This window comes from Geodermatophilus sp. SYSU D00525, from assembly GCF_054050475.1.
Map to the genome: position 1 here is coordinate 148,794 of NZ_JBJGZK010000002.1, position 23,329 is coordinate 172,122.

30 protein-coding genes are annotated in these 23,329 nt (G+C 77.0%); 14 read left to right on the forward strand and 16 right to left on the reverse strand.

Translation table 11 applies throughout. The features are described 5' to 3' along the window. Positions 1-2 precede the first annotated feature (2 nt). The 3 genes from ACI796_RS02630 to ACI796_RS02640 are packed head-to-tail and all read right to left on the reverse strand — an operon-like array spanning position 3 to position 2,321. The gene (locus ACI796_RS02630) at positions 3-449 is read right to left on the reverse strand and encodes a GNAT family N-acetyltransferase (protein ID WP_456939709.1); all 447 of its coding nucleotides are present in this window, start codon (positions 447-449) and stop codon (positions 3-5) included. A 19-nt stretch (positions 450-468) separates the two neighbouring features. After that, entirely contained in the window at positions 469-1,332 is an 864-nt protein-coding gene (locus tag ACI796_RS02635) for an ABC transporter permease (RefSeq protein WP_456939710.1), read from the reverse strand. Further along, complete coding sequence (locus tag ACI796_RS02640) at positions 1,329-2,321, reverse strand: ATP-binding cassette domain-containing protein (RefSeq protein WP_456939711.1); 993 nt, start codon at positions 2,319-2,321, stop codon at positions 1,329-1,331. Before ACI796_RS02640 ends, ACI796_RS02635 begins: the two co-directional genes overlap by 4 nt. Positions 2,322-2,536: 215 nt before the next feature. Here ACI796_RS02640 and ACI796_RS02645 point away from each other — a divergent pair, with 215 nt between their 5' ends. The 6 genes from ACI796_RS02645 to ACI796_RS02670 all read left to right on the forward strand — a co-directional run bounded on the left by ACI796_RS02645 (position 2,537) and on the right by ACI796_RS02670 (position 8,731). Beyond that, positions 2,537-3,559 carry an iron ABC transporter substrate-binding protein gene (locus ACI796_RS02645; protein ID WP_456939712.1) on the forward strand — a complete coding sequence of 341 codons (1,023 nt, stop codon included), beginning with the start codon at positions 2,537-2,539 and terminating at the stop codon, positions 3,557-3,559. Positions 3,560-3,657: 98 nt separating this feature from the next. Next, positions 3,658-5,214: an ABC transporter permease gene (locus tag ACI796_RS02650; RefSeq protein ID WP_456939713.1), complete on the forward strand. Its 1,557-nt coding sequence runs from the start codon at positions 3,658-3,660 to the stop codon at positions 5,212-5,214. Beyond that, positions 5,211-6,278 (forward strand): ABC transporter ATP-binding protein, encoded by a 1,068-nt coding sequence (locus ACI796_RS02655; protein ID WP_456939714.1) that lies wholly within the window; start codon positions 5,211-5,213, stop codon positions 6,276-6,278. The genes ACI796_RS02650 and ACI796_RS02655 overlap by 4 nt, the downstream gene beginning before the upstream one ends. A gap of 43 nt (positions 6,279-6,321) precedes the next feature. Continuing rightward, positions 6,322-7,119: an aldolase/citrate lyase family protein gene (locus tag ACI796_RS02660; protein ID WP_456939715.1), complete on the forward strand. Its 798-nt coding sequence runs from the start codon at positions 6,322-6,324 to the stop codon at positions 7,117-7,119. Then, on the forward strand, positions 7,116-7,973 hold the full coding sequence (locus tag ACI796_RS02665) for an NAD-dependent epimerase/dehydratase family protein (protein ID WP_456939716.1): 858 nt from the start codon (positions 7,116-7,118) through the stop codon (positions 7,971-7,973). The genes ACI796_RS02660 and ACI796_RS02665 overlap by 4 nt, the downstream gene beginning before the upstream one ends. After that, positions 7,970-8,731: a glycosyltransferase gene (locus ACI796_RS02670; protein WP_456939717.1), complete on the forward strand. Its 762-nt coding sequence runs from the start codon at positions 7,970-7,972 to the stop codon at positions 8,729-8,731. The genes ACI796_RS02665 and ACI796_RS02670 overlap by 4 nt, the downstream gene beginning before the upstream one ends. Here the strand turns inward: ACI796_RS02670 and ACI796_RS02675 are convergent. Beyond that, a complete protein-coding gene (locus tag ACI796_RS02675; RefSeq protein ID WP_456939718.1) occupies positions 8,646-10,076 on the reverse strand; it encodes a hypothetical protein in 1,431 nt (476 codons plus the stop codon). The genes ACI796_RS02670 and ACI796_RS02675 overlap by 86 nt on opposite strands. 62 nt (positions 10,077-10,138) lie before the next feature. Here ACI796_RS02675 and ACI796_RS02680 point away from each other — a divergent pair, with 62 nt between their 5' ends. Next, on the forward strand, positions 10,139-10,585 hold the full coding sequence (locus ACI796_RS02680) for a very short patch repair endonuclease (RefSeq protein WP_456939719.1): 447 nt from the start codon (positions 10,139-10,141) through the stop codon (positions 10,583-10,585). Positions 10,586-10,597: 12 nt separating this feature from the next. Here ACI796_RS02680 and ACI796_RS02685 read toward each other — a convergent pair whose 3' ends face one another. Then, positions 10,598-11,146, reverse strand: a complete 549-nt coding sequence (locus ACI796_RS02685) for a DUF6328 family protein (protein ID WP_456939720.1) — start codon at positions 11,144-11,146, stop codon at positions 10,598-10,600. A 148-nt stretch (positions 11,147-11,294) separates the two neighbouring features. Between ACI796_RS02685 and ACI796_RS02690 the strand changes: the two genes are divergently transcribed. Then, complete coding sequence (locus ACI796_RS02690) at positions 11,295-11,525, forward strand: hypothetical protein (protein ID WP_456939721.1); 231 nt, start codon at positions 11,295-11,297, stop codon at positions 11,523-11,525. Here ACI796_RS02690 and ACI796_RS02695 read toward each other — a convergent pair. Further along, positions 11,522-11,779, reverse strand: a complete 258-nt coding sequence (locus ACI796_RS02695) for a hypothetical protein (protein WP_456939722.1) — start codon at positions 11,777-11,779, stop codon at positions 11,522-11,524. The genes ACI796_RS02690 and ACI796_RS02695 overlap by 4 nt on opposite strands. Before the next feature lie 69 nt (positions 11,780-11,848). On the opposite strand from ACI796_RS02695, the gene map reads away from it, so the two are divergent. Next, complete coding sequence (map, locus tag ACI796_RS02700; protein ID WP_456939723.1) at positions 11,849-12,631, forward strand: type I methionyl aminopeptidase; 783 nt, start codon at positions 11,849-11,851, stop codon at positions 12,629-12,631. Positions 12,632-12,677: 46 nt separating this feature from the next. Here the strand turns inward: map and ACI796_RS02705 are convergent, their stop codons facing one another. The 5 genes from ACI796_RS02705 to ACI796_RS02725 all read right to left on the reverse strand — a co-directional run bounded on the left by ACI796_RS02705 (position 12,678) and on the right by ACI796_RS02725 (position 16,094). Continuing rightward, positions 12,678-13,868, reverse strand: coding sequence for an FUSC family protein (locus tag ACI796_RS02705; RefSeq protein WP_456939724.1), 1,191 nt, complete (start codon positions 13,866-13,868; stop codon positions 12,678-12,680). Positions 13,869-13,954: 86 nt separating this feature from the next. Further along, positions 13,955-14,449 (reverse strand): PGPGW domain-containing protein, encoded by a 495-nt coding sequence (locus ACI796_RS02710; protein WP_456939725.1) that lies wholly within the window; start codon positions 14,447-14,449, stop codon positions 13,955-13,957. A gap of 47 nt (positions 14,450-14,496) precedes the next feature. Beyond that, positions 14,497-15,030, reverse strand: coding sequence for a hypothetical protein (locus ACI796_RS02715; protein ID WP_456939726.1), 534 nt, complete (start codon positions 15,028-15,030; stop codon positions 14,497-14,499). Positions 15,031-15,134: 104 nt separating this feature from the next. Continuing rightward, on the reverse strand, positions 15,135-15,404 hold the full coding sequence (locus ACI796_RS02720) for a DUF2277 domain-containing protein (RefSeq protein ID WP_456939727.1): 270 nt from the start codon (positions 15,402-15,404) through the stop codon (positions 15,135-15,137). A 63-nt stretch (positions 15,405-15,467) separates the two neighbouring features. Continuing rightward, positions 15,468-16,094 (reverse strand): hypothetical protein, encoded by a 627-nt coding sequence (locus tag ACI796_RS02725; RefSeq protein ID WP_456939728.1) that lies wholly within the window; start codon positions 16,092-16,094, stop codon positions 15,468-15,470. 85 nt (positions 16,095-16,179) lie between these two features. On the opposite strand from ACI796_RS02725, the gene ACI796_RS02730 reads away from it, so the two are divergent. The 4 genes from ACI796_RS02730 (at position 16,180) to eutC (ending at position 19,774) form a co-directional block, all read left to right on the forward strand. Beyond that, positions 16,180-16,611, forward strand: a complete 432-nt coding sequence (locus ACI796_RS02730) for a hypothetical protein (protein WP_456939729.1) — start codon at positions 16,180-16,182, stop codon at positions 16,609-16,611. A 36-nt stretch (positions 16,612-16,647) separates the two neighbouring features. Next, positions 16,648-17,529: an SDR family NAD(P)-dependent oxidoreductase gene (locus tag ACI796_RS02735; protein ID WP_456939730.1), complete on the forward strand. Its 882-nt coding sequence runs from the start codon at positions 16,648-16,650 to the stop codon at positions 17,527-17,529. A gap of 86 nt (positions 17,530-17,615) precedes the next feature. After that, a complete protein-coding gene (locus tag ACI796_RS02740) occupies positions 17,616-19,031 on the forward strand; it encodes an ethanolamine ammonia-lyase subunit EutB (RefSeq protein ID WP_456939731.1) in 1,416 nt (471 codons plus the stop codon). Beyond that, a complete protein-coding gene (gene eutC / locus ACI796_RS02745) occupies positions 19,028-19,774 on the forward strand; it encodes an ethanolamine ammonia-lyase subunit EutC (RefSeq protein ID WP_456939732.1) in 747 nt (248 codons plus the stop codon). Before ACI796_RS02740 ends, eutC begins: the two co-directional genes overlap by 4 nt. Here the strand turns inward: eutC and ACI796_RS02750 are convergent. The 5 genes from ACI796_RS02750 to ACI796_RS02770 form a co-directional block, all read right to left on the reverse strand. Then, complete coding sequence (locus ACI796_RS02750) at positions 19,771-21,075, reverse strand: PP2C family protein-serine/threonine phosphatase (protein ID WP_456939733.1); 1,305 nt, start codon at positions 21,073-21,075, stop codon at positions 19,771-19,773. The two genes, eutC and ACI796_RS02750, sit on opposite strands and share 4 nt — an antisense overlap. A 48-nt stretch (positions 21,076-21,123) precedes the next feature. Continuing rightward, the gene (locus ACI796_RS02755) at positions 21,124-21,522 is read right to left on the reverse strand and encodes a nuclear transport factor 2 family protein (protein WP_456939734.1); all 399 of its coding nucleotides are present in this window, start codon (positions 21,520-21,522) and stop codon (positions 21,124-21,126) included. Between the two features lie 21 nt (positions 21,523-21,543). Next, positions 21,544-21,930, reverse strand: coding sequence for a nuclear transport factor 2 family protein (locus tag ACI796_RS02760; RefSeq protein WP_456939735.1), 387 nt, complete (start codon positions 21,928-21,930; stop codon positions 21,544-21,546). Between the two features lie 5 nt (positions 21,931-21,935). Then, positions 21,936-22,343 (reverse strand): nuclear transport factor 2 family protein, encoded by a 408-nt coding sequence (locus ACI796_RS02765; RefSeq protein ID WP_456939736.1) that lies wholly within the window; start codon positions 22,341-22,343, stop codon positions 21,936-21,938. A gap of 129 nt (positions 22,344-22,472) precedes the next feature. Continuing rightward, a complete protein-coding gene (locus ACI796_RS02770) occupies positions 22,473-22,709 on the reverse strand; it encodes a hypothetical protein (protein ID WP_456939737.1) in 237 nt (78 codons plus the stop codon). A 262-nt stretch (positions 22,710-22,971) separates the two neighbouring features. On the opposite strand from ACI796_RS02770, the gene ACI796_RS02775 reads away from it, so the two are divergent. Then, positions 22,972-23,280 carry a hypothetical protein gene (locus ACI796_RS02775; RefSeq protein WP_456939738.1) on the forward strand — a complete coding sequence of 103 codons (309 nt, stop codon included), beginning with the start codon at positions 22,972-22,974 and terminating at the stop codon, positions 23,278-23,280. Positions 23,281-23,329: the final 49 nt, after the last annotated feature.

Genomic DNA, 23,329 nt, shown 5'->3' on the forward strand with positions numbered 1-23,329 from the left:
GGTCAGGCGGGCTCGCGGCGCATCGGCACGTGCGGGATGCCGTCCTCCACGTAGCCGGGGCCGCTGAGCCGGAAGCCGAAGCGCTCGTACCAGCCCTGCAGGTGCGCCTGGGCGCCCAGCGTGATCGGGGCGCCGTCGCACAGCCCGATCCCGGCCTCGATCAGCCGCGCGGCCAGCCCCCGCCCGCGCGCGGACGCGGCGGTGGCGACCCGGCCGATCGCCCGGCTCGCGCCGTCGTCGAGGACGCGGATGGTGGCCAGGACCTCGCCGTCCTGCTCGAACCACAGGTGCCGCGTGGCCGGCTCGGTGTCCCGGCCGTCGAGCTCGGGGTACGGGCACTCCTGCTCGACGACGAAGACGTCGACCCGCAACCGGCAGAGGGCGTAGACCTCGAAGGGGGTGAGCTCGGCGAAGGACGCGGTGCGGAGGGTCGGCTGCGAGGCGGGCACCCTCCCGTTGTAGCCGACGTCAGTTACGGGTGCGGTAGCGGCGCATCGTCAGCGGGCCGAGGACGGCGACCAGCGCGGCCGCCCACACCAGCACGAGGACGACGTCGGAGCCGGCGACCTCGCCGTGCACCAGCCCGCGCACCGCGCTGACCAGGTGGCTGACCGGGTTCACCTCGACGGCGGCCTGCAGCCAGCCGGGCATCGTGGCGGGGTCGACGAAGATGTTGCTGCCGAACGTCAGCGGCGTGATGACCAGCATGCTCCAGCCCATCACCGCGTTCGGCGTGCGCACGACCAGTGCCAGGTAGGTCCAGATCCAGCCGAGCGCGAAGGCGAAGACCAGCAGCAGCGCCACGGCCGCGAGCACGCCGACCGCCCCGCCCTGCGGCCGGAACCCGAGCCCGAGGCCCAGCCCGATGACCACCGCCGAGGCCAGCGTGAACCGGACGACGTCGCCGAGCAGCGCGCCGACCAGCGCGCTGGGCCGCCAGACCGGCAGCGAGCGGATGCGGTCGAAGACGCCCTTCTCGATGTCGGTGTTGAGCGCCACCCCGGTGTACATCGTGATCATGAGGATGCTCTGCACGAGGATGCCCGGCAGGAAGAACTGCAGGTAGCGGTCGACCGAGCCGGCCAGGGCGCCGCCGAACAGGTACGTGAAGATCAGCGTGAGCATCACCGGGAAGACGGTGACGTCGAACAGCTGCTCCGGGACGTACTTGATCCGCAGCAGGGTGCGCCGGCCGAACGTCGCCGACGCCGCCAGCGCGCCCTGCGGCCGCGGGTGCTCCCCGGAGCCCAGGGCGGCGAGGACCGCGTCGGTGTCCGGGGCCGCGACCTCGGCGGGGGCGGTCGCGGCCGGCGGGCTGTCGAGGGTCGTCATCGCGGGTCCTCCGGGTCGGGGGCGGACGGAGCGGCGGTCTCGGCGGGCCGGCCGGTCAGGGCGAGGAAGACCTCGTCGAGGCTCGGCTGCCCGAGGGCGAACTGGGCCAGCGGGATGCCGGCGGCCTCCAGCTCGGTGAGCGCCCGGGCGGCCGGCCCGGCGTCGGGCACCGAGGCGGTGAGGGCCGCCGGGTCGCCGTCCTCGGTCACCGGCACGGCCAGCACCCGCTCGAGCAGCTCGCGGGCGGCGCCCCGGCGGGCCGGGTCGCCGACCCGCACGTGCAGCGTGCCCGACCCCACCGACGCTTTCAGCGCACCCGGCGTGCCCTCGGCGATGACGCGGCCGGCGTCGATGACGGAGATGCGGTCGGCGAGCTGGTCGGCCTCGTCGAGGTACTGGGTGGTCAGCAGCACCGTCGTCCCGCCGCGGACCAGCGCCCGCACGACGTCCCACACCTGGTTGCGGCTGCGCGGGTCCAGGCCGGTGGTCGGCTCGTCGAGGAAGACCAGGTCGGGCCGGACGACGATGCTCGCGGCGATGTCGATCCGCCGCCGCATGCCGCCGGAGTAGTTCTTCACCTGCTTGCCGGCCGCCTCGGTGAGGCCGAACGCCGACAGCAGCTGGTCGGTGCGCTGGCGGGCGGCGGCCCGGGAGTAGCCCAGCAGCCGGGCGAGCAGCAGCAGGTTCTCCGCGCCGCTGAGCACCTCGTCCAGGGAGGCGAACTGACCGGTCAGGCTCACCCGCGCGCGGACGGCGTCGGCGTCGGTGACGACGTCGTGGCCGAACACCCGGGCGGTGCCGCCGTCGGGCGGGAGCAGGGTGGCCAGCATCCGGATCGTGGTCGTCTTGCCGGCTCCGTTGGGGCCGAGGAAGCCGTGCACGCCGCCCTGCGGGATCAGCAGGTCGACCCCGGCGACCGCCGTCGTGGTGCCGAAGCGCTTGACCAGGCCGACGGCCTCGATGGCCGGGACCCCGTCGCTCCCGGACACCTGTCCACCGGCCGGCGCCGCATCACCGACGTACGCCGTCACGTGCCCCACCCCCTGCTCCCCGAGTCGGGTGCCCGCACGGTCCCGCGCGGGTCTGACGCTTCTGACCGGGGAGGGGGGCGGGACTCATCGGTTCCCGGCCCCGTCGGCACCTCTGGTTAGGTGTGCCTACCCTGGCTGTCGAGATCAGCCGTGCACGTCCCCTTGGAGGACCCGTGACCACGCCCGGGCGGGCGACCGCCGCCGTCCTGACCGCCGTCTGCCTCTCCGGCGCGCTGGCCGCCTGCGGGAGCGCCGGGGCGTCGGACGCGGAGACGCTCACGGTGTACAGCGCCCAGCACGAGAGCCTGGTGCGCACGATGCTCGAGGGCTTCACCGAGGAGACGGGCATCGAGGTGGAGTTCCGCGACGGCAACGACGCGGAGCTGGCCAACCAGATCGTGCAGGAGGGCGACGCCTCGCCCGCCGACGTCTTCCTCACCGAGAACAGCCCGTCGATCGCCGTCCTCGACCGCGAGGGCCTGCTGGCGCCGCTCGAGCAGGAGACGCTCGACCAGGTCGGTGCGCAGTTCCGCCCGTCGTCGGGGACCTGGACCGGCTTCGCCGCCCGCTCGACCGTGCTGGTGTACGACCCCGCCGCGCTGCCGGAGGACCAGCTGCCGGCGTCGATCCTGGACCTGGCCGACCCGGCCTGGGAGGGCCGCATCGGGATCGCCGCCGGGGGCGCGGACTTCCAGGCGATCGTCGCCGCGGTGCTGGCCCTGCGCGGCGAGGAGGCCACCCGGGCGTGGCTGGAGGGGCTCGAGCGCAACGCCGGCGTCTACCAGAGCAACACCGCCGTGATGGTGGCCGCCGACGAGGGCGAGATCGACGCCGGCGTCATGTACCACTACTACTGGTACCGCGACCAGGCCGAGGGCGGCCTCAAGGGCGACGACGCGCGGCTGCACCTCTTCGGCGGCCAGGACCCGGGCGCCTTCCTCAGCGTCTCCGGGGCCGGCGTCCTCGCCTCGTCGGACCAGCCCGAGGACGCGCAGCGGCTGGTCGCCTGGCTGACCGGCCGGGAGGCGCAGGAGCGGCTGGCCGAGAGCACCGCCCTGGAGTACGCGGTCGGCACCGGGGTGCCCTCCGCCGAGGCACTGCCGCCGCTGGACACGCTCGGGGCGCCGGCGGTCGACCCCGGCTCGCTGGACCAGGAGCGGGTCACCGAGCTCATGCAGGAGGTGGGCCTGCTCTGAACACCTCCCCGGCCCCCGCCCGTCCGCGCTCCGCGGCGCCCGCCCTGCCGGCGTCGCGGAGCCGGCGCGCGTCCCGGGCCCGGCGCGCGCCGGTGACGGTGGCGCTGGCCACGGCCGTGGCGGCGCTCGCGCTGCTCCCCCTGGTGCACATCGGGGTGGCCGTCGCCGAGGTCGGGTGGAGCGGCGTGGCGGAGCTGGTCTTCCGGCCACGGGTCGCGGAGCTGCTGGGCAACACCGTCCGGCTGGTCGCCGGCTCGGTCGCGGTGTGCGTCGTGCTCGGCGTGGGCGCGGCCTGGCTGGTCGAGCGCGCCGCCCTGCCCGGCCGCCGGGTCTGGCACGTGCTGATGGTCGCGCCGCTGGCACTGCCCGCCTTCGTCACCGGCTCGGCGTGGATCTCCCTGCTGCCCGGCCTGGACACCTACGGCGGCGCGCTGCTGGTCGTCTCGCTGGCCTACTTCCCGTTCGTGTACCTGCCCGCGGTCGCCGCCCTCCGCGGCACCGACCCGGCGCTGGAGGAGACCGCGCGGGGCCTGGGCCTGTCGGGCTGGGCGGTGTTCCGGCGGGTGCAGCTGCCCCAGCTGCGGGTGGCGGTGCTCGGCGGGGCGCTGCTGGTCGCCCTGCACGTGCTGGCCGAGTTCGGCGCCCTGGCGATGCTGCGCTACCCGACCTTCACCACGGCGGTCTACGACCAGTACCGCGCCACCTTCAACGGCCCCGCGGCCACCATGCTCGCCGGCGTCCTCGTGCTGCTGTGCCTGGTGCTGCTGGTGGCCGAGATCCGGCTGCGCGGCGCCCGCGGGTACGCCCGCACCGGGGCCGGCGCCGCCCGGCAGCCGCGCCCGGTCCGGCTCGGCTCGCTCACCGGGCCGGCGCTGCTGGCCCTCGCCGCGGTGGCGGGGCTCGCGCTGCTCGTCCCGGTCGCCGCGCTGGCGTCCTGGTTCCTGACCGGCGCCTCCGCGCGGGTCGACTGGGCGACCCTGGCCGCCACCACCGGGACGACGCTCGCGCTGGCCGCCGCGGCCGCGGCCGTCACCACCGCGCTGGCCCTGCCGACCGGCTGGCTGGCCGTGCGCCGCCGCGGGCCGCTGGCCACCCTCCTCGAGCGCACCACCTACCTGGGCAGCGCCGTGCCGGCGATCGTCGTCGCCCTGGCGCTGGTCGCGGTGAGCATCCGGGCGCTGCCGGCGCTCTACCAGACCGTCCCGGTGCTGCTGGCCGCCTACGCGATCCTCTTCCTGCCGCGCGCGATCGTCACGGTGCGCGCGGCGGTCGAGCAGTCACCGCCGGTGCACGACGAGGTCGCGTCCTCCCTCGGCGTCCCCGCACCCGCCCGGCTGTGGCGGGTGACCCTGCCGCTGCTGGCCCCGGGGATCGGCGCGGGCGCGGCGCTGGTGTTCCTCGCGGTGGTCACCGAGCTCACCGCGACCCTGCTGCTGGCCCCGACCGGCACCGAGACGCTCGCGACGGCGTTCTGGTCGGCCAGCAGCGCGCTGGAGTACGGCGCCGCCGCGCCCTACGCCGTCGTCATGGTCCTGCTCTCGGCACCGGCCACGGTGCTGCTCTCCCGCGATGCCCTCTCCCGCGATGCCCTCTCCCGCGATGCCCTTCCCCGCGATGCCCTCTCCCGCGATGTCCGACGAGGTCTGACCCCATGAGCGCGCTCACCGTCACCGGCCTGGCGAAGTCCTACGGCCGCACCCCCGTGCTCACCGGGGTGGACCTGCACGTCCCCGCCGGGACGACCACCGCCCTGCTGGGGTCCTCCGGCTGCGGCAAGACGACGCTGCTGCGCATCGTCGCCGGGTTCGACGACCCCGACGCCGGCACCGTCGAGCTGGGCGGCCGGGTGGTGGCCGGCGCCGGCCGCGGGGTGCCCGCCCGCCGGCGCGGCATCGGCTTCGTGCCGCAGGAGGGCGGGCTGTTCCCGCACCTGAGCGTGGCCGGCAACGTCGCCTTCGGCCTGCCCCGCCGGCTGCGCCGCGACCGGGCCCGGATCGCCGGGCTGCTGGCCCTCGTCGGCCTCGACGCCGCGCTCGCCGACCGGGCGCCGCACCAGCTCTCCGGCGGCCAGCAGCAGCGGGTGGCGCTGGCCCGGGCCCTGGCGCCCGAGCCGTCGCTGGTGCTGCTCGACGAGCCGTTCTCCTCCCTCGACGCCGCGCTGCGGGAGGACACCCGGCGGGCCGTCGTCGAGGCGCTACGGGCCACCGGCGCGACCGCCGTGCTGGTCACCCACGACCAGGCCGAGGCGCTGTCGACCGCCGACCAGGTGGCGGTCGTGCGCGGCGGGACGCTCGCCCAGCTGGCCGACCCGCGCACGCTCTACCGGGAGCCCCGCGACCTGGACGTGGCCGCCTTCGTCGGGGAGGCCGTGGTGCTCGACGGCGTCGCCGCCGGGGGCCGGGTGGCCTCCGAGCTGGGTGAGCTGACGCTGGGCCGGCCCTGCCCCGACGGGCCGGTCCGGGTGCTGCTCCGCCCCGAGCAGCTGCGGCTGGCCGCCGGCCCGGGCGCCCGGGTGCGCGACGTCGACTTCTACGGGCACGACGCCCGCGTCGAACTGGAGCTGCCGTCGGGCCGGCGGGTGAGCGCGCGCACCGAGGGCGCGGACCTGCCGCTGCCCGGCGCGGAGGTCACCGTCACCGTGCAGGGCCCCGCGGTCCCGTTCCCGGCGCCCCCGGTCGCGCCGTCGCAGGTGGTCGGGCAGGCCCCGGCACCGGCCTGACCCTGGGCGCCGGCTGTGGGTTAGGTGTGCCTAAGCTCACCGCGTGGACCTGTTCCTCTTCACCGTGGACGCCGCCTGGGGGCGCGACGTCGTCGCGGCCGGTGCGGCCGGGATCGTCGTCGACTGGGAGCGCCGGGGGAAGCACCGCCGGCAGGCCGGCGAGGGCACCCAGATCAACGCCGACACCCTCGCGGACCTCGTGCGCGTGCGCGCGGCCACCGACGGGCGGCTGCTGTGCCGGATCAACGCCGCGGGCCCGTGGACGGCGCGCGAGGTGGCCGACGCGGTGGCGGCGGGCGCCGACGAGGTCCTGCTGCCCATGGTCCGCACGCCCGAGGAGGTCGACCGCACGCTGGACGTGGTCGCCGGCCGCTGCGGGCTGGGCATCCTGGTCGAGACGCAGGACGCCGTCGACCGGGTCGCCGAGCTGGCCCGGCGGCCGCTGTCGCGGATCTACGTCGGTCTGAACGACCTGCGCATCGACCGGCGGTCGCGGGAGCTGTTCCGGCCGCTGGTCGACGGGACCGTCGAGGCCGTGCGCGCCGCCGTCCCGGTGCCCTTCGGGGTCGGCGGGCTGACCCTGCCCGGCGGGGGGTTCCCGGTGCCCGGGGACCTGCTGGCCGCCGAGCTGGTGCGCCTGCGCACCGACTTCACCTTCCTGCGGCGCTCGTTCACCGCGGACATGGCCGGGCGCGACCCCTTCGTGGAGGTGCCGCGCCTGCTCGCCGCGCTGGCCGGGCTGTCCGCCGCGGACCCGCCCGCCGTCGTCGAGCGGCGGGCGGGGTTCGTGGCGGCGGTGGAGGCCGCCGCGGCCGACCTCCCGGTCGCCCTGCCCGCGTGAGCGGCCGGGCGCTGGTCACCGGCGCCGGCGGCTTCGTCGGCCGGCACCTGGTGGCGCGGCTGCGCGCCGACGGCTGGGACGTCACCGCGCTGACCCGCGCGCACGTCGACCTCGCCGACCCGGTCGCCGCCGCGGCCGCGGTCCGCGCCGCCGACCCGGACGTCGTCTTCTCCCTGGCCGCCGGGCGGGCGAAGGCGACCCCGGCCGAGCGCGCGGCCACGGTCGCCGTGAACACCAGCCCGTGGCTGGTCGACGCCCTGCCCGACCGGTGCCGCGCCGTCGTGCGGCTCGGCTCGTCGACCGAGTACGCGGCCGCACCGGTGCCGTTGGCCGAGGACGCCCCGCTGCGGCCGCGCGGCTTCTTCGGCGCCACGAAGGCGGCCGGGTCGCTGCTGCTGCAGGGGGCCGCCGCCGAGCGCGGCGTGCGGGCGGCGGTGCTGCGCGCCTTCCAGGTCTACGGGCCCGGGGACCACCCGACCCGGCTGGTGCCGGTGGTGCTCGCCGCCGCCCGCACCGGCGCGACCGTGCCGCTGCCGGCCGGGGTGAGCCGGCGGGACTGGGTGTGGGTGGGCGACGTCGTCGACGCCTGCGTGCGGGCCGCGGTCGACGACACGCTCCCGCCGGGCGCGGTGGTCAACGTCGGCACCGGCGTGCAGACCGACGTCGCGGAGCTGGTCGCGACCGCGGAGCGGGTGACGGGCCGGCCGATCGCGATCGCGCCGGGCGCCCACCCCGGCCGGCACTGGGACGCCGCCGACTGGGTGTGCGACCCGAGCGCCGCGCGCGAGCTGCTCGGCTGGACGCCGACGGTCGGCCTCGCCGACGGGCTGGCGCGCACGTGGGCGGCGGGATGACCGCGCCCCGCGTCGCGGTGGTGGTCCCGGTGTACGGCAACGAGGCGACCCTGCGGCCGCTGGCGGAGCGGCTGGCCGCGGCGCTCGCCGGCCGGGACTGGCGGCTGCGCCTGGTCGTCGACGCCTCGCCCGACGGCAGCGTGGCGGTCGCGCGCGGGCTGGCGACCGACCCGCGGGTCGCCGTCACGGCGCTGGAGGTCAACGTGGGCCAGCACCGGGCCCTGGCCACCGGGCTGGCCGCCGAGGACGCCGACGTGTGGGTGTGCCTCGACGCCGACCTGCAGGACCCGCCGGAGGCCGTGCCGGTCCTGCTCGACCGGCTGGCCCGGGGCGACGTCGGCGCGGTGTTCGCCGGCCGCCGCGGGCACTACCAGTCGCCGGTGCGCCGGCTGACCGGGGAGCTGCACCGGCGGGTCGCCGCCCGGCTCACCGGCCTGCCGCCGGACGCCGGCGCGTTCCTCGCGCTCGGGCCCGCGGTGCGCGACGCCGTCGTCGACGCCGTGCTGGCCGGGGACGCGCCCAGCGTCGTGCTCGCCGCCGGGCTGGCCGGCGCCCCGCTGGCCAGCGTGCCGGTCGCCCGGGACCGCCGGCCGGTGGGGACGTCGGCGTGGAGCGCCCGCGCCCGGCTGCGGCAGTCGCTGCGCTCGCTGGCGTGGGCCGCGTCGCGCGGGGTCAGCGCTCCCAGAGCTGGACGACCAGGTCGGTCTTCGCGGCCGGGAACTCCTCGGTCCGGCTCGGGGACAGGCCGGCGTCGCTGAGGATCGCGTCGTCGTCGGTGGGCACCGGCTCGCCGTCGATGAGGCGCCGCACCAGCCAGACCCGGCCGGCACCGGCGGGGGCGTCCTCGGGCGGCAGGACGACGTCGGGGCGCAGCCGCGGGCCCAGCGTCCGCACGAAGTGGTCGAGCCCGAGCGCCGCGCGCTGGTCGGCGGCCACCACCGGCTCACCCGCCCGCTGCTCGCGCAGCAGGAACGCGACGACGTCGTCCGACCGCTCCCGCGGTTCCCGCGTGGCGAGCGGCGCGCTCGCCACCAGCGACAGGCCCACCAGGACCGCGGCCACCGGCGCCCGCGCGCCCCGGGGGAGGGCGGTGACCCCGGCCGCGGCGAGCACGCCGAGCCCGATCAGCCCGGCCAGCAGGTAGCGGGGCAGGTAGACCGGCCGGACGGTCTCGGCGGCCAGCAGGAGCAGCAGCGGCACCAGCACCCAGCAGACGCCGACCACCCGGATCCCCGCCCTGCGCAGCGCGCCCACCACGGCCAGCCCGACGGTGAGGTACAGCAGTGGCGTGCGCCCGCCGGCCCACGCCTCGACGGCCAGGTTCGCCAGCGTGCCGCCGGTGTCGCGCAGGTGCTCGGCGTTGCGCGCGCCGGTGCCGTTGAGCAGGTTGACGCCGACCAGCCCGGCGGCCGGCAGGGCGGCGAGGGTCCCGACGACGGCGACCGGCACGGCCGCGCGGCCGCGGAGCAGCAGCGCCGCGGCGACGAACGCGGCCAGGACGGTGACGGCGTACCAGTGCATGAGGCCCATGCCGGCGCCGGCGAGGCCGAACAGCAGCAGCCCGCGCCCGGTCTGCAGCCAGCGGGTCAGGCCGAGCAGCGCGCCGCCGGTGGCCAGGACGGCCAGCCCGTAGCTGCGCGCCTCCACGGCCTGCTCGAGCAGCAGCGGCGCGGCGGCGGGCACCAGGCCGGCCAGCACCCCGGCCGCCCGCCCGGCCAGCCGGGTGACCGCCCGGGTGACCAGCGCGAGCCCGCCGGCGGTGGCCAGCACGGACAGCACCCGCAGCGACGTGTCCCCGCCCAGCCCCGGCAGCGACACCCACAGGTGCACGACGAGGTAGTAGGGCGCGTTGTACGAGGGCGGGACGTCGGCGAGGTAACCGGTCACGCCCTCCCCGGTGACGACCGCGCGCAGGATGTCGGCCAGCGGGCGGCGGGCGACCTCGGCGGTGAACGCCTCGTCGAACCAGAGCCCGTGCCCGGGGGCCAGCAGCACGGCGCACAGCAGCGCGAGCACCGCCGAGGGGAGCAGCTCGACGGGGGACCAGCGGAGAGGCCCGCCGGCCGGCCGCGGCGCGGCCTCCGTCGTCACCGCCGTCTGCACGGGGCGCCAGCCTAGGCGAGCCGCGCCGCCGGACCGTCGGTGCCGCGGGTCAGGATGCGAGGGTGTCCCCGGCCGACCCCGACCCGACGGCCGGACCCGGGACCGCACCCGCGCCGTCGTCGGAGGTGGTGGCGGCGCGCTTCCGGCGGCAGGGCCGGCGCGACACCCGACCGGAGATGGCGGTGCGCCGGCGGCTGCACGCCCGCGGCGTCCGCTATCGGGTCGACGTCCGGCCCTGCCCGCAGACGCGGGCGCGCGGCGACATCGTCTGGAAGGGCCGGAAGCTGGTCGTCTTCCTCGACGGCTGCTTCTGGCACGGCTGCCCGCAGTGCGGCCACGTGCCCAAGGCCAACCGCGGCTGGTGGGCGGCGAAGCTCGCGGGCAACGCCGCGCGCGACCGCCGGACCGACGCCGTCCTCACCGGGCTCGGCTGGCGGGTGCTGCGCTTCTGGGAGCACGAGGACCCGGACGTCGTCGCCGACGCCGTCTGCGCGGTCCTCGGCCGCTGAGTCCGCGGCGGGTCAGTCGCCGGCGCGGCCGCGCACCCGCTGGACGGCCGGGCTGCCGATCCAGAGCCAGCCGAGCAGCAGCGCCACGACGCCGCCGGTGACCAGCGCCTGGGGGAGGGCGAAGAGGAAGTCGACCACCAGCACCACCGCCGACACGATCGCGACGGCGAGCACGCACAGGCCGAGGAACGCGTTGCGGTTGCTGCGCCGCAGCAGGTCCTCCTTGTCGTGCTGGCGGAACAGCGCCCGGTGCTGCGCGGCCGGGGCGATGAGCAGTGCGGTGGCCACGACGACCGCGACCAGCGTCACGAAGTACACGTCGCGCTGGAAGTCCGTCGCGCGCGACGTCGCCTGCTGGAACGGCACCACGAGCAGGAAGGCGAACAGGAACTGCACCCCGGGCAGCGCCACGCGCAGCTCGTTGAGCAGCTCCATCAGCTCGCGGTCGATCCGCTCGGGGCGGCTCTCCCGCCGCCCGTCGTCCGCGCCGTCGGCCCCGGGTTGGGCGGGGACCGGCCGGGCGTCCCGTCGTGCCCGCTGACCAGCGCCCGTCGTCGTCATCGTCGCGTGCTCCCTCCGTGACCGGCCGCCCCGCAGGTCCCCGTGACCCCGGCCGTTCACGTGCCGTGTACCCGCCGGACGCCGGGTGATCACCTGCTGGTCACCCGGACGGCCGACGGGAGGGACCGGCGCCGGGTAGGGGAGGGCCATGTCGATGTGGGAGCCGATGACGCCGAACCGCTACCGCCCGGACGACGAGGTCGCCGCCGCCGACCCGGGCGCCGGCGCACCGCCGCCGGCCGAGGGTCTCGGCGTCGGCGGCGAGGAGCCCGACCGTCCCGAGGAGGGCGGCGGGTCGGTCGCCGGTGCCGGGGACCACGACACGGTCTTCCGCACGCCCGACCCGGCCGACGTCCGGCGGGAGACCGACGCCGGCTAGAGCAGCGGGCTGGGCGCCGTCCCGGGGGCCTCGTCGGGCTGGTCGGGCTCGCGCAGGTCGTGCACGGCCCGCACCCGGTAGGCCGGGTAGACGTCGATGTCCCCGTCGGAGGTCTCCACGTAGCACCAGCCCTCGGTGAACAGGACGTGGCAGCGCTCGTGCACCTCGCGCGCCGTCGGGAGCCCGCCGGGCTCGGTGATCTCGATGCGGGCGGCCCGGTGCCACTGCCCGGGCCTGACCCTGCGGAAGTCCATGGCGGTCACCGTGGCACCGGCCGGGCGGCGCGGCCAGCCGTGCGCCGGGCGGCTCGTACCGTCGGAGGCGTGGACCTGACCGTGCTGCCTCCCCGGACCGCCGACGAACTCGACGCCATGCGCGCCGCCGGGCGCGCGGTGGCGCAGACGCTCGCGGCGGTCCGGGAGGCGGCGGTCCCCGGCGTGCGGCTGCGCGAGCTCGACGACCTCGCGAAGACGACGATGTACGAGGCGGGCGCGACGTCGTCGTTCCTGGGCTACAAGCCGGCGTGGGCGCCGACGGCCTACAACGGCGTGCTGTGCCTGTCGCCCAACGAGGTCGTCGTGCACGGCCGCCCCAGCGGCCAGCGGCTGAAGGAGGGTGACCTGCTCAGCGTCGACTGCGGCACCGTCGTCGACGGCTGGAACGGCGACGCCGCCATCTCGCTGCTGGTGGGGGAGCAGGCCTCCGACGACGACGCGCGGCTGGTCACCGCGACCGAGGAGGCGCTGGCCGCGGGCATCGCCGCCGCGGTGCCCGGCGCGACGCTGCAGGACGTCGCCCGCGCCGTCGACGACGTCGCCCGGCGGTACGGCTACGCGCACCTGCCCGACCACGGCGGGCACGGCATCGGCCGCTCCATGCACGAGCCGCCGTTCGTGCCCAACCGGCCCTCCGCCGGCCTGGACCGGGTGCGCCTGCACGCCGGCAGCACCCTGGCGATCGAGCCGATGCTCCTGGCCGGCGGCGACCGCTACAAGCACAAGAAGGACGGCTGGGCGGTGGTCACCGCCGACGGCCGGCGCGCCGCGCACGTCGAGCACACCGTCGCGGTCACCGACGACGGCCCGGTGGTGCTCACCGCCCCCTGAGCCGGGTCAGCGCCGCCGGCGCCGGGTCATCGCCGCCGGCGCCGGGTCATCGCCGCCGGCGCCGGGTCATCGCCCGGCGGACGGCGCGCCGCTGCGCCGCGGCCAGGGGCGGCGGCGCCCACGACGCCGTCGGCGGCTGCAGCGCGGTGCCCAGCTCCACGCGCAGCAGGTCCACGGCGTCGAGCAGGGCGCCGTGCTGGGACCAGGCGGCCGGGTCCGCCCGGGGGTCGACGAGCAGCGCCTCGGCCAGCCGGCCGCGCAGCGCCAGCAGCGTCTCCAGGCACGCCGGGTCGATCCCGGCGGCGGGACCGGTGCCGACCGCCACGGCCGCGGCGTCGCGCAGGGTGGCCGCGACGGCGAGCAGCACGTCGGCCAGCGCGTCCCGCGCCGGGCGCGACCAGGCGCGGTCGGCGTCGTCCCCGGGCACGAAGTAGGTGCGGTCCAGCAGCACGCGGGCGACGTTGCGCAGGGTGACGTGCACCCGCTCGAGGGCGGTCAGCGTGTTCCGCAGCCGCGGCTGGGCCTCCCGGGCCGCCCGCCCGCGCGGGTTGAGGCGGGCGCTCTCCTCGGTGCGGGCGAGCCGGCCGTCGGCGCGGGCCACCTCCGCGCTCACCGCGCGGGCGCGGGCCAGCAGGTCGTCGGTGAGGCGGCGCGACCACGGGCCGCGCAGCGCCGCCGCGAGGTCGTCGCAGAACCCGGCCATGCGCTCGGCCAGCTCGGCGATCGACTCGCCGGCCGGCTGGACGTAGAGCGGCGGCGCGACCACCAGGTTCACCAGCACCCCGACCGCCGCGCCGACCAGCGTCTCGGTGACGCGGTCCAGTGCCGCGCTCTCCGCCCCGCCCACGGCCAGCACGAGCATCGCGCTGATGGGCACCTCGGCCAGGTGCGGCCCCAGCCGCAGCAGCCGGCCGACGACCAGCGAGAGCCCGACGACCAGCCCGAGGCTCCACCAGGACAGGCCGACGACGGAGGCGAACAGCGCCGCGATCAGGACCCCGGCGGTGACGCTGGCGATCCGCTCCCAGCCGGTCGCCAGCGTCTCGTACAAGGTCAGCTGAACGACCAGCAGCGCGGTCAGCGGCGCGAGGACCGGCGAGCTGCTGGTGTCCAGCCAGGTCGCGACCTGGAAGGCCAGCACCGCGGCGAGCACGGTCTTGCCGGTGCGCAGGCCGGGGGTGCGCCCGCGCCGGACCAGCCGGGGCAGCCGGCGGGGCAGGGCCTGCGGTCCGGCCACGGGGCCTCCTGTTCCCGCGGAACGGGCCCGGACACGCGCCGGCCGCCGTCCGCCGGAGCGCGGACGGCGGCCGGGGCCGTACGGGGTCAGCCGAGGCCGAGCGCGGTCGTGGCCCGGTCGACCAGGGAGAAGTGCCCGACCGCCCAGAACGCCAGCGCGGCGGCCACGAGCCCGCCGACGGTCACCAGCGCCGAGCTCACCGGGTGCTGCCGCGCGTGCCGCCACGCCGCGACGGCCTTGCGGCGGAACGCCGCGAAGAACCGCCGCGCCCAGTCGAACTCCGTCGACCAGACCCACAGCCCGGCCAGGATCGGCGGGATCGTGAGTGGCCCGGGCAGCACCGTGAGCGCGACGCCGAGCAGCACGAACAGCAGCCCGGCGACGAACACCGCGATCCGGTACGCCAGGTGCAGCGGCGGGTTCTGCCGGATGCGGCCGCGCCACGAGTCCGGCGGCACCGGCCGCGGCCGGCCGAGGCCGTCGGTGCAGTGCGCGCAGACGGTGGCGCCGCGGCCGCCGGCGGGCCGGTCGGCCACGGTGTTGCCGGAGAACGTGGTCGTGCGGGTGTCGGTCCGGGACACGGGTCCCCTTCCGGTCGGAACGGCTCGGTCCGGGGTCGGTACCCCGGTCAGCGGCGGGCGACGCCCTTCGCGACCTCGCTCGGCCGCTGCTGCTCACCCGCGTAGGAGCTGACGGCGACGAGCGCGCCGGTCAGGGCCGGGATGACCCACTGCAACGAGTCGAGCTGCTGCTGCGCGTGGGCGATCTCGGCCTTGGTGCGCTTGGTCGGCTTGGTGCCGGACTTCGCCGACGGGTTGTCCTGGCTGTTGACGACCTGGCCCAGCGAGCGGCTGTAGGCGGTGACGCCGAGCGCGGCGGCGGTGAGCAGGGTCTTGACGGCGGACATGCCGGCCACGCCCTCCTGCTGGGCCACCCGGCCGCGGTTGCCGATGAGCTGGCCGACGCTGCCGACCAGGTGCGCGCCGATGGCCAGCGCGTTCACCGGCGTCCACCGGTTCCAGCCGGTGTTGGCGACCCGGCCGGCGTCCCCGCCGGCGTCCGCTGCAGCGGCGTTCAGGGCCACGGCGTTGGCCAGCGTGCCGCCGAACCAGGCGGACAGGCCGAGGTCGTGCAGGGCGCGGGACAGGGTGTTGCGGGCCATCGGGGTCTCCTGGAGGGGAAGGGGTCGGGAGACCGCCCCCTACCCGCTCCACCGGAGGCCATGCCCGGGGAGGGCAAGTGGATCGTGCACGACCCGTTGGGGTCTCAGGTCCCGTAGCGGACGGCGGCGCGGGCGCGCGCCTTGGCCGCCTCGACCTCCCGGTCCTTCGGCGGGGCCGTCGTCACCAGGGAGTCCAGCAGCCGGGCGGACGCCGCGGCCACCTCCTCGACGGCGCACTCGAAGGCCTCGGCGTTGGCCCGGGACGGGTGCGCGGACCCGCTGATCTTGCGGACGTACTGCAGCGCCGCGGCCCGGACCTCGTCCTCGGTGGCCGGCGGCTCGAAGTTCGACAGGGGGCGGATGTTGCGGCACATGGGCGCAGCGTATGGCCGGGGTACGACCGCGGGGCCCCGGTCGTCGACCGGGGCCCCGCGCTCTCAGACGCCGAAGCCGACGCGGTCCACCCGGCGGTGGTAGCGGGTGCCGAGCGTGCCGCCGAGCAGGGCGCCGATCAGCGTGGCGACCAGGACCGCCGCCAGCGTGACGATCCCGGCGGTGGTCGCGGTGCCCTCGTCGATCGGGATGCGCGGCAGGTTCAGCTGCTGCAGCACGTTGTACTGCGCGCCCAGCACCGTCCCGGCCACGGCCAGCAGCACGACGACCAGCAGCCCGACCAGCCACACCGCCAGCCCCTGCCGGGCGCCGTCGAAGCGGGCCATCCGGCCGGCCACGTAGCCGCCGGCGAGGTAGGCCAGGGACAGGACGACCAGCAGCGCGATCCCGCCGGCGACGCCCAGGGCGCTGGTCGGGTCGGCCGGGACGTCCTCGACGCCGTCGACCTCGGCGAGGCTGAGCCCCACGCCGGCGGCGGCCAGCAGCGCGATCAGGACGACCGCCAGCCCGTTGGCCGACAGCCAGCCGAAGAAGGCGGCGCCCCACTTGATCCCGCCGAAGCGGTCGCGCTGCGCGTCGATCGCGTCGCGGGCGGCGCCGCGGGTCGCGTGCGAGCCCTCGGTGGTCGCCGTCGCATCGTGGTCGTGGTGGGTACGGTCGGTGCTCGCCATCGGACCTCCTCGTCACGGGGGTGGACTGGCCCCCCGCTACCCGGCTCCGGACCTGCGCGAACGGGGTCACCCGCAGGGAGGACACGTGACCGTCCTGCTCGTCGACGCCGCGAACGTCGTCGGCGCCCGCCCCGACGGCTGGTGGCGCGACCGCGCCGGCGCGACCTCCCGGCTGCTGCGGCGGCTGGCCGGTGCGGCGCTCCCGGAGGACGACGGCGAGGTGGACGTCGGCGAGGTGGTGGTCGACGAGGTGGTGGTCGACGAGGTGGTGGTCGTCGTGGAGGGCGCCGCGCGGGACGTCCCGGCCCCCGACGGCGTCCGCCTGGTACGCGCGGCCGGCAGCGGCGACGACGCCCTGGCCGCGGAGGCCGCCGCGCTGGCCGGCGCCGGCCGGGCGGTGCTCGCCGTGACCGCCGACCGGGGCCTGCGCGCGCGGCTGCCCGAGGGCACCGACGTCCGCGGGCCCGGCTGGCTGCTCGACGTGCTCGATCGCATGGCGGGCAACCGACCGGGGTAGCCGGGGGACGACCCCGAACCGAGGAGACGTCCCCGCATGCCGCAGACCGTCCTGATCACCGGTGCCTCGAGCGGCATCGGCCGCGCCACCGCCCGCCTCTTCGCCCGGCGGGGCGCGTCACTGGTCCTGCTGGCCCGGGGCCGCCAGGCGCTGGAGGAGACCGCGGCCGAGGTCCGCGCGGAAGGCGCGGCCGACGTCGTCGTCTGCCCGGCCGACGTGCTCGACGAGGACGCGCTGCGCGACGTCGTCGAGGGCACCGTGGTCCGCTCCGGCGGTCTCGACGTCGTCGTCCACGCCGCACAGGTGATCGCCTACGGGCGGGTCGAGGACGTGCCGAAGGCGGTGTACGAGCGGGTCGTCGACACCGCGCTGCACGGCACGGCCAACCTCGCCCGCGTCGTCCTCCCGCAGTTCCGCCGGCAGGGCGCCGGGCACCTCGTCGTCGTGAGCTCGCTGCTCGCCTCGGTGACCACGCCGCTCATGGGCAGCTACATCACCGCCAAGTGGGGCCAGCTCGGGCTGATCCGCGTCCTGCAGCAGGAGACGCGCGACGCCGCGGGCATCCACGTGTCGGCGGTGGCGCCGGGCGGGGTGAACACCCCGATCTACTCGCAGGCCGGCAGCTACATCGGCCTCAAGGGCCGGCCGCCGATCCCCATCTACTCGCCGGAGCGGGTCGCCCGCTCGGTCGTCGCCCGGCTGGACCGGCCGCGGCGGCTGGTCCAGTCCGGCTTCGCCAACCCCGTCGTCATCCTCGGCTTCCGGCTCCTCCCGGCGGTCTACGACGCCCTCGTCGGCCCGCTGCTGCGCGTGTTCGCCCTCGCCGACGACCACCGGACGGAGCCGACGGAGGGCAACGTCTTCGAGTCCCGGCCGGCCGGCAACGCCGAGGAGGGGCGGTGGCACGGCATCCCGTGAACGGCGTGTTCCGTCCCGCCCCACCCCGTTGACCCGCCGGGCGGCGCCGCGCCACGCTGGCCGGGCCGCCGACCCGGGGAGCCGCCGTGACCGTCCGCCGCACGACCCTCGGCGGCCACACCCACGAGTTCCCCACGCTGGTCGAGCTCCTGGCGAAGGCCACCCCGCTGCGCTCCGGGGACGTGCTCGCCGGGTGCGCGGCGGAGTCGGCCGCCGAGCGGGTGGCCGCGCAGACCGTGCTCGCCGACCTGCCGCTGGCCACCTTCCTCGACGAGCAGGTGGTCGGCTACGACGAGGACGACGTCACCCGGCTCGTCCTCGACACCCACGACGCCGCGGCGTTCGCGCCGGTCGCCTCGCTGACGGTCGGGGAGTTCCGCGACCGGCTGCTGGCCTGGGCGGCGGCCGGCGACGAGGCGTCGATCGGCGCGCTCGCGCCCGGCCTCACCCCGGAGATGGTGGCCGCGACGTCGAAACTCATGCGCAACGCCGACCTGGTCGCCGTCGGCCGGCGGGCGCGGGTGGTGACCGGGCTGCGCAGCACCATCGGCCTGCCCGGCACGCTCGCCTCCCGGCTGCAGTCCAACCACCCCACCGACGACCCGGTGGGCGTCACCGCCTCGATCGTCGACGGGCTGCTGCACGGCTCCGGCGACGCGGTCATCGGCATCAACCCGGCCACCGACTCCCCGGCCCGCACCGTGGCGCTGCTGGAGCTGGTCGACGCGGTGATCGGCCGCTACGGCATCCCGACGCAGTCGTGCGTGCTCGCCCACGTGACGACGACGCTGCGCGCGCTGGAGCAGGGCGCGCCGGTCGACCTGGTGTTCCAGTCGGTGGCCGGCACGCAGGAGGCCAACCGCGGCTTCGGCGTCACCCTCGACCTGCTCGCCGAGGCCCGCGCCGGGGCGCTCGCGCTGGGCCGCGGCACCGTCGGGCAGAACGTCACCTACTTCGAGACGGGGCAGGGGTCGGCGCTGTCGGCCGGCGCGCACCTCGGCGTCGGCGGGCGGCCGGTGGACCAGCAGACGCTGGAGGCCCGCGCGTACGGCGTGGCCCGGCACTTCCGCCCGCTGCTGGTGAACACCGTCGTCGGGTTCATCGGCCCGGAGTACCTCTACGACGGCAAGCAGGTGCTGCGCGCCGGCCTGGAGGACCACTTCTGCGGCAAGCTGCTCGGCCTGCCGATGGGCGTCGACGTCTGCTACACGAACCACGCCGAGGTGGACGGCGACGACACCGACTCCCTCGTGCTGCTGCTCGGCGCGGCCGGCTGCTCGTTCGTCATCGCCGTCCCGGGCTCGGACGACGTGATGCTGCACTACCAGTCGCTGTCGTTCTCCGACGTCCTCACCACCCGGCAGGTGCTCGGCCTGCGCCCGGCGCCGGAGTTCGAGGCGTGGCTGGCCCGTATGGACCTGCTCGACGGCGCCGGCCGGGTGCGCGAGCTCGCCCCCGACGCCCCGGCGGCGCGGGCCCTCCTCGCGGCGGCGTCCGCGTGACCGGGGAAGCGGCAGAGACGGCCACTCCCGCCGTCGACCCGTGGGCGGTGCTGCGGTCGGCGACCCGGGCGCGGGTGGCGCTCGGCCGGGCCGGGGACGCGCTGCCCACGCACCGGGAGCTGGAGTTCCGTGCCGCGCACGCCGCCGCCCGCGACGCCGTCCACTCACCGCTCGACGTCGACGCGGTCCGCGCGGCGCTCGGCGGGGAGGTCCTGACCGTCGCCTCGGCCGCGCCCGACCGCGCCACCTACCTGCAGCGCCCCGACCTCGGCCGGCAGCTCGCCGCGGGGACGGCGCTGCCGCGGTCCGGCGCCGACCTCGCGGTCGTGCTGGCCGACGGGCTCTCCCCGCGCGCGGTGCACGCGCACGGGCCGGGGCTGGCCGCCGCGCTGCTCGAGCGGCTGCCCGGCTGGACCGTGGCACCCCTGGTGGTCGCCACGCAGGCGCGGGTGGCGCTGGGCGACGCGGTGGGGGAGGCCCTCGGCGTGCGCGCGGTCGTGGTGCTGATCGGCGAGCGGCCGGGGCTGTCGTCGGCGGACTCGCTCGGCGTCTACCTCACCTGGGACCCGCGGCCGGGGCGGGTGGACGCCGAGCGCAACTGCGTCTCCAACGTCCGCCCGCCGCACGGGCTGTCCTACGCCCGGGCCGCCGACACGGTGGCCGTGCTGCTCTCCTCCGCCCGCGAGCTGGGCGCCTCGGGCGTCGCGCTCAAGGACGAGGGCCCGGTCCTCCCGGCCGGCTAGCGGCTCTGCGCCCCGGTGGGGGTCGACTCCGGGATGTCGGGGGCGAGCTCGTCGTCGCGGGGCGGGCGCTTCCACTCGACGAGCAGCAGCGAGGCGTCGTCGCTGGTGCGGCCGGCGCGGGCGGCCATGAGCGCGTGCGAGAGCCGGCGCACGGTCTCGGCCGCGGCGAGCCCCTCGGCCGACGTCCGCTCCAGCAGCTCCCGCAGCCGGGCCTCGCCGAACTGCTCCCCGCCCTCCAGCCGCTCCTCGACGACGCCGTCGGTGAAGAACAGCACCCGGTCGCCCGGTTCCAGCCGGACCGTGTGCACCTCCGGGTCCTCGCTGCCGAAGCCGATGGGCCGGCTGGCCCGGCCCGCCAGCTCGCCGATCACCCGGCCACCGCGCAGCCACAGCGCGGGCGGGTGCCCGGCGTTGACCCAGCGCAGCTCGCCGGTCTCGGTGTCGAGCCGGCCGATCTGGCCGGTGGCGAACCGGCCGGGGAAGACCTCGCCGACCACCCGGTCCATCTCGGTGTACGTCTCGGTCAGCGGGACGTCGCGCAGCCGGCCGTGCCGGTAGGCGGCGAGGACCGTGCTCGCCATCGTGGCCGCCGTGAGCCCGTGCCCCATGGCGTCGAAGACGGCGAGGTGCAGGACGTGCTCGTCCAGCGCGTAGTCGAAGCTGTCGCCGCCGACCTCGTAGGCCGGCTCGAGGATCCCCGAGAGGTCGACGTCCGGGGTGGTCATCGACAGCGGCGGCAGGTTCTTCCACTGCAGCTGCGCGGCCAGCGTCATCGGCTTCCGCGTCCGGACGCGCGCGAACGTGTCGGTGTAGAGGTCCTTGGTGACGACGAGGTCGGCAACCAGGCCGGCGACCCGCTGCGCGAGCACCCGGTCGGCGTCGGTGATCCCGCGCAGCACCAGCGTCAGGACGCCGACCCGGTCCGAGCCGTCGAGCATCGGCAGGTGCAGCCGGACCTGGCCGCCGGGCAGCCGTTCCTCCACGAGCCGGTCCCCGGCGAAGGCGGCGCCGGCGGCGCTGCCCTCGATCGCCACCGGCTCGCCGGACAGCAGCGGCCCGGTCAGCGGCCGCAGCTCGACCTGGTCGACGTCCTGCAGCAGGACGGCGACCTCCTCGACGCCGGCGCCGTGCAGCTCCTGGGCGACGAGCGGGCCGACCAGGCGCGGCGGGATGAGGTGGGCGCGGTCGAGCAGCGAGCCGAGCAGCCGCTCGCCGACGCTCTCGACCGCCGGGCGCTCCCCGGACCCGTCCCGGAAGCCGCGGTGGCCCGACCCCCCGCCGTCCGCCTGGTCCTCCCGCACCGTCCTCCCGTGCGCGGAACCCGCGCCCGTCAAACGCCGGGACCCGGCTCAGCCGAAGAACGCGTCCACCGCGGCCTGGTCGGTGTGCGCGTCCCAGAACTCGGCGATCCGGCCGTCCTCGAAGCGGACCAGGTGGGCGGCGAGGACGTCGAGGTCCCGGTCGCCGCGACGGGCGGTCATGCGGACGACCGCCACGCCGTCGGTGTCGTCGGCGAAGGCGGATCTCACGTCCACCCGGAAGCTGCCCCCGGTGACCTCGTACGCCAGGCCGAAGAGGCCGACGAGCTCCTGCGGACCGGTGTAGTCGCCGGCGAGCGGGTGCGTCCCGGGCTCGTGCCACCGGACGTCGTCGGTCCAGAGCTCGGGGAGGCGGTCGAGGTCGCCCTCGGCGAAGGCCTCGTAGCCCTCCAGCAGCACGGTGACGTGGGGGTGGGGAGAGCTGGTCACGGTCGCCTCCTCGTCGGTCGGTCAGGCGGAGACGCGTCCACCGCGGCCTGGTCGGTGTGCGCCTGGCAGAACTCGGCGACCGCCGTCCTCGAAGCGGACCAGGTGGGCGGCGAGCACGTCGAGCTGCCGGTCGCCGCGGGAGGCGGTGATCCGGACGACCGCCGCGCCGTCGGTGTCGTCGGCGGAGGCCGCCCGCAGGTCGACGCGGAACGTGCCGTCGCTGAGGACGAACACCCGGCCGAAGAGCTCGAAGACCCCGTCGGTGCCGGTGTGGTCGCCGCTGAGCCGGTTCCTGCCGGGTTCGTGCCGGCGGACGTCCGGGCGCCACAGCTCCTGCAGGTGGTCGAGGTCGCCCCTGCCGCACGCCGCGTACGCCTCGTGGTGGCGGGCGACGTCCGGGGGCGCCACGCCCGTCACACGGGGTGCTCGCCGAAGAAGGCGTCGAGGACGCCCGGCTCGGTGGGGCAGTTCCAGAACTCGGCCAGCTTCCCGTCCCCGTCGAAGCGGGCGACCTGGGCGCTGAGCGTCTCCAGGTGGGCGGTCCCGCGGCGGGCCGTGAACCGGACCAGGGCGATGCCGTACTCGTCGTCGGCGCACATCTGCACCGGCTCGACGCGGAGGCTGTTCTCGGTCAGCTCCATGAGCCGGGCGAACATGCCGAAGACGGCCTGCGGTCCCTCGTAGTCGCCGGCCAGCTCGGTGGAGCCCTGCTCGTGCCAGCGGACGTCCTCGCGCCACTGCTCGGTCAGGAAGGCCAGGTCGCCCTTGGCGAACGCCTCGTAGCCCTCGCGGCTGCGGATGAGGTTGGGGTGCTCGGTCACGGTGCTCTCCCTCCCGAGGACGGGTCCCCCGTGGACGGCTCCGTCAGTGTCGACCCGGCGGGGGCGCGGGAGGAGGGCCGTGCGACCCGGTGTGGCGGTCGCCGTCCGTCCGTGCGGGGGTGACCTGGGTCAGCGACGACGCCGCAGCGGCAGGTGGTTGTGCCAGCTGGTCGGCCCGGCCGACGACGGCGGGGTGACCCGCGCGATGGAGGACGCCGTCCTGCGCACGGTCGCCCGCCTCGACGGCCGGCCGTTCCCGGCCACCCGCGGGCTGGTCCGCGGTTGGCCCGGCGGCCGGCTGCGCCGGGGCACCGCGGCCGAGACGGTGTCCTGCGCCGAGCCGGTGGCCGTCACCCGCGCGGCCATGGGGCTGCTGCCGGCCGATCGCCCGCGCAACCGGTACGACCCGGGCGGCTCCCGGTCCGGCGACGACCTGCCCCTGTTGCAGGGGCCCGGCCGGGCCCGGAGGCCCCGGTCGACGTGCCCGCCGGGAACTGATCCCGCCGGCGCCGGTTCCCGGCGGCCCGGCCGGGTAGCAGGGGGGAACTGTCAGACCTCGGCGGTAGGCATGACCTCGTCCACCCCGGTGTTGTACGGAGCACGGGGGGACCGCCCCTGGAGGCTCGTCATGGCCACCACGACCCTCACCCTCGCCCCCACCTCCGCCGGGCACGCCACCCGGTCCGACGTCGCCGGGGACCTCCTCGCCGTCGCCTGGATGCCGGGCACGGCGCCGCCCCGCGAGATCCGTCTCCGGCCGGAGCTCCTCCAGCGGCTCGGCGCCCAGCTCGGCTGGCACGGGACCGGCCCGCGCTCGCTCGGCGAGCCCGCCGCCGTGCCCCTCGTCGTCGACCCCCGGCTGCCCGCGTGCCCCGGCTTCGAGGTGCGCCGGGTGGGACCGGGTGGCCGCGGCTGGTCCGGCGCCGCGGCCGCCTGAGGCCCTCGCATGCTCGGGGCGGGCCCCGGGAGGGGGCCGGCGACGCCGG

Bases quoted from the DNA above. Each gene is read 5' to 3' on its own strand.
- ACI796_RS02635 (WP_456939710.1), bottom strand. From the start codon at position 1,332: ATGACGACCCTCGACAGCCCGCCGGCCGCGACCGCCCCCGCCGAGGTC.
- ACI796_RS02655 (WP_456939714.1), top strand. From the start codon at position 5,211: ATGAGCGCGCTCACCGTCACCGGCCTGGCGAAGTCCTACGGCCGCACC.
- ACI796_RS02670 (WP_456939717.1), top strand. From the start codon at position 7,970: ATGACCGCGCCCCGCGTCGCGGTGGTGGTCCCGGTGTACGGCAACGAG.
- ACI796_RS02685 (WP_456939720.1), bottom strand. From the start codon at position 11,146: ATGACGACGACGGGCGCTGGTCAGCGGGCACGACGGGACGCCCGGCCG.
- ACI796_RS02690 (WP_456939721.1), top strand. From the start codon at position 11,295: ATGTCGATGTGGGAGCCGATGACGCCGAACCGCTACCGCCCGGACGAC.
- ACI796_RS02695 (WP_456939722.1), bottom strand. From the start codon at position 11,779: ATGGACTTCCGCAGGGTCAGGCCCGGGCAGTGGCACCGGGCCGCCCGC.
- ACI796_RS02715 (WP_456939726.1), bottom strand. From the start codon at position 15,030: ATGGCCCGCAACACCCTGTCCCGCGCCCTGCACGACCTCGGCCTGTCC.
- ACI796_RS02720 (WP_456939727.1), bottom strand. From the start codon at position 15,404: ATGTGCCGCAACATCCGCCCCCTGTCGAACTTCGAGCCGCCGGCCACC.
- ACI796_RS02725 (WP_456939728.1), bottom strand. From the start codon at position 16,094: ATGGCGAGCACCGACCGTACCCACCACGACCACGATGCGACGGCGACC.
- ACI796_RS02735 (WP_456939730.1), top strand. From the start codon at position 16,648: ATGCCGCAGACCGTCCTGATCACCGGTGCCTCGAGCGGCATCGGCCGC.
- ACI796_RS02770 (WP_456939737.1), bottom strand. From the start codon at position 22,709: ATGGCCGCGCGGGTGACGGCCACCGGCTCGGCGCAGGACACCGTCTCG.
- ACI796_RS02775 (WP_456939738.1), top strand. From the start codon at position 22,972: ATGGCCACCACGACCCTCACCCTCGCCCCCACCTCCGCCGGGCACGCC.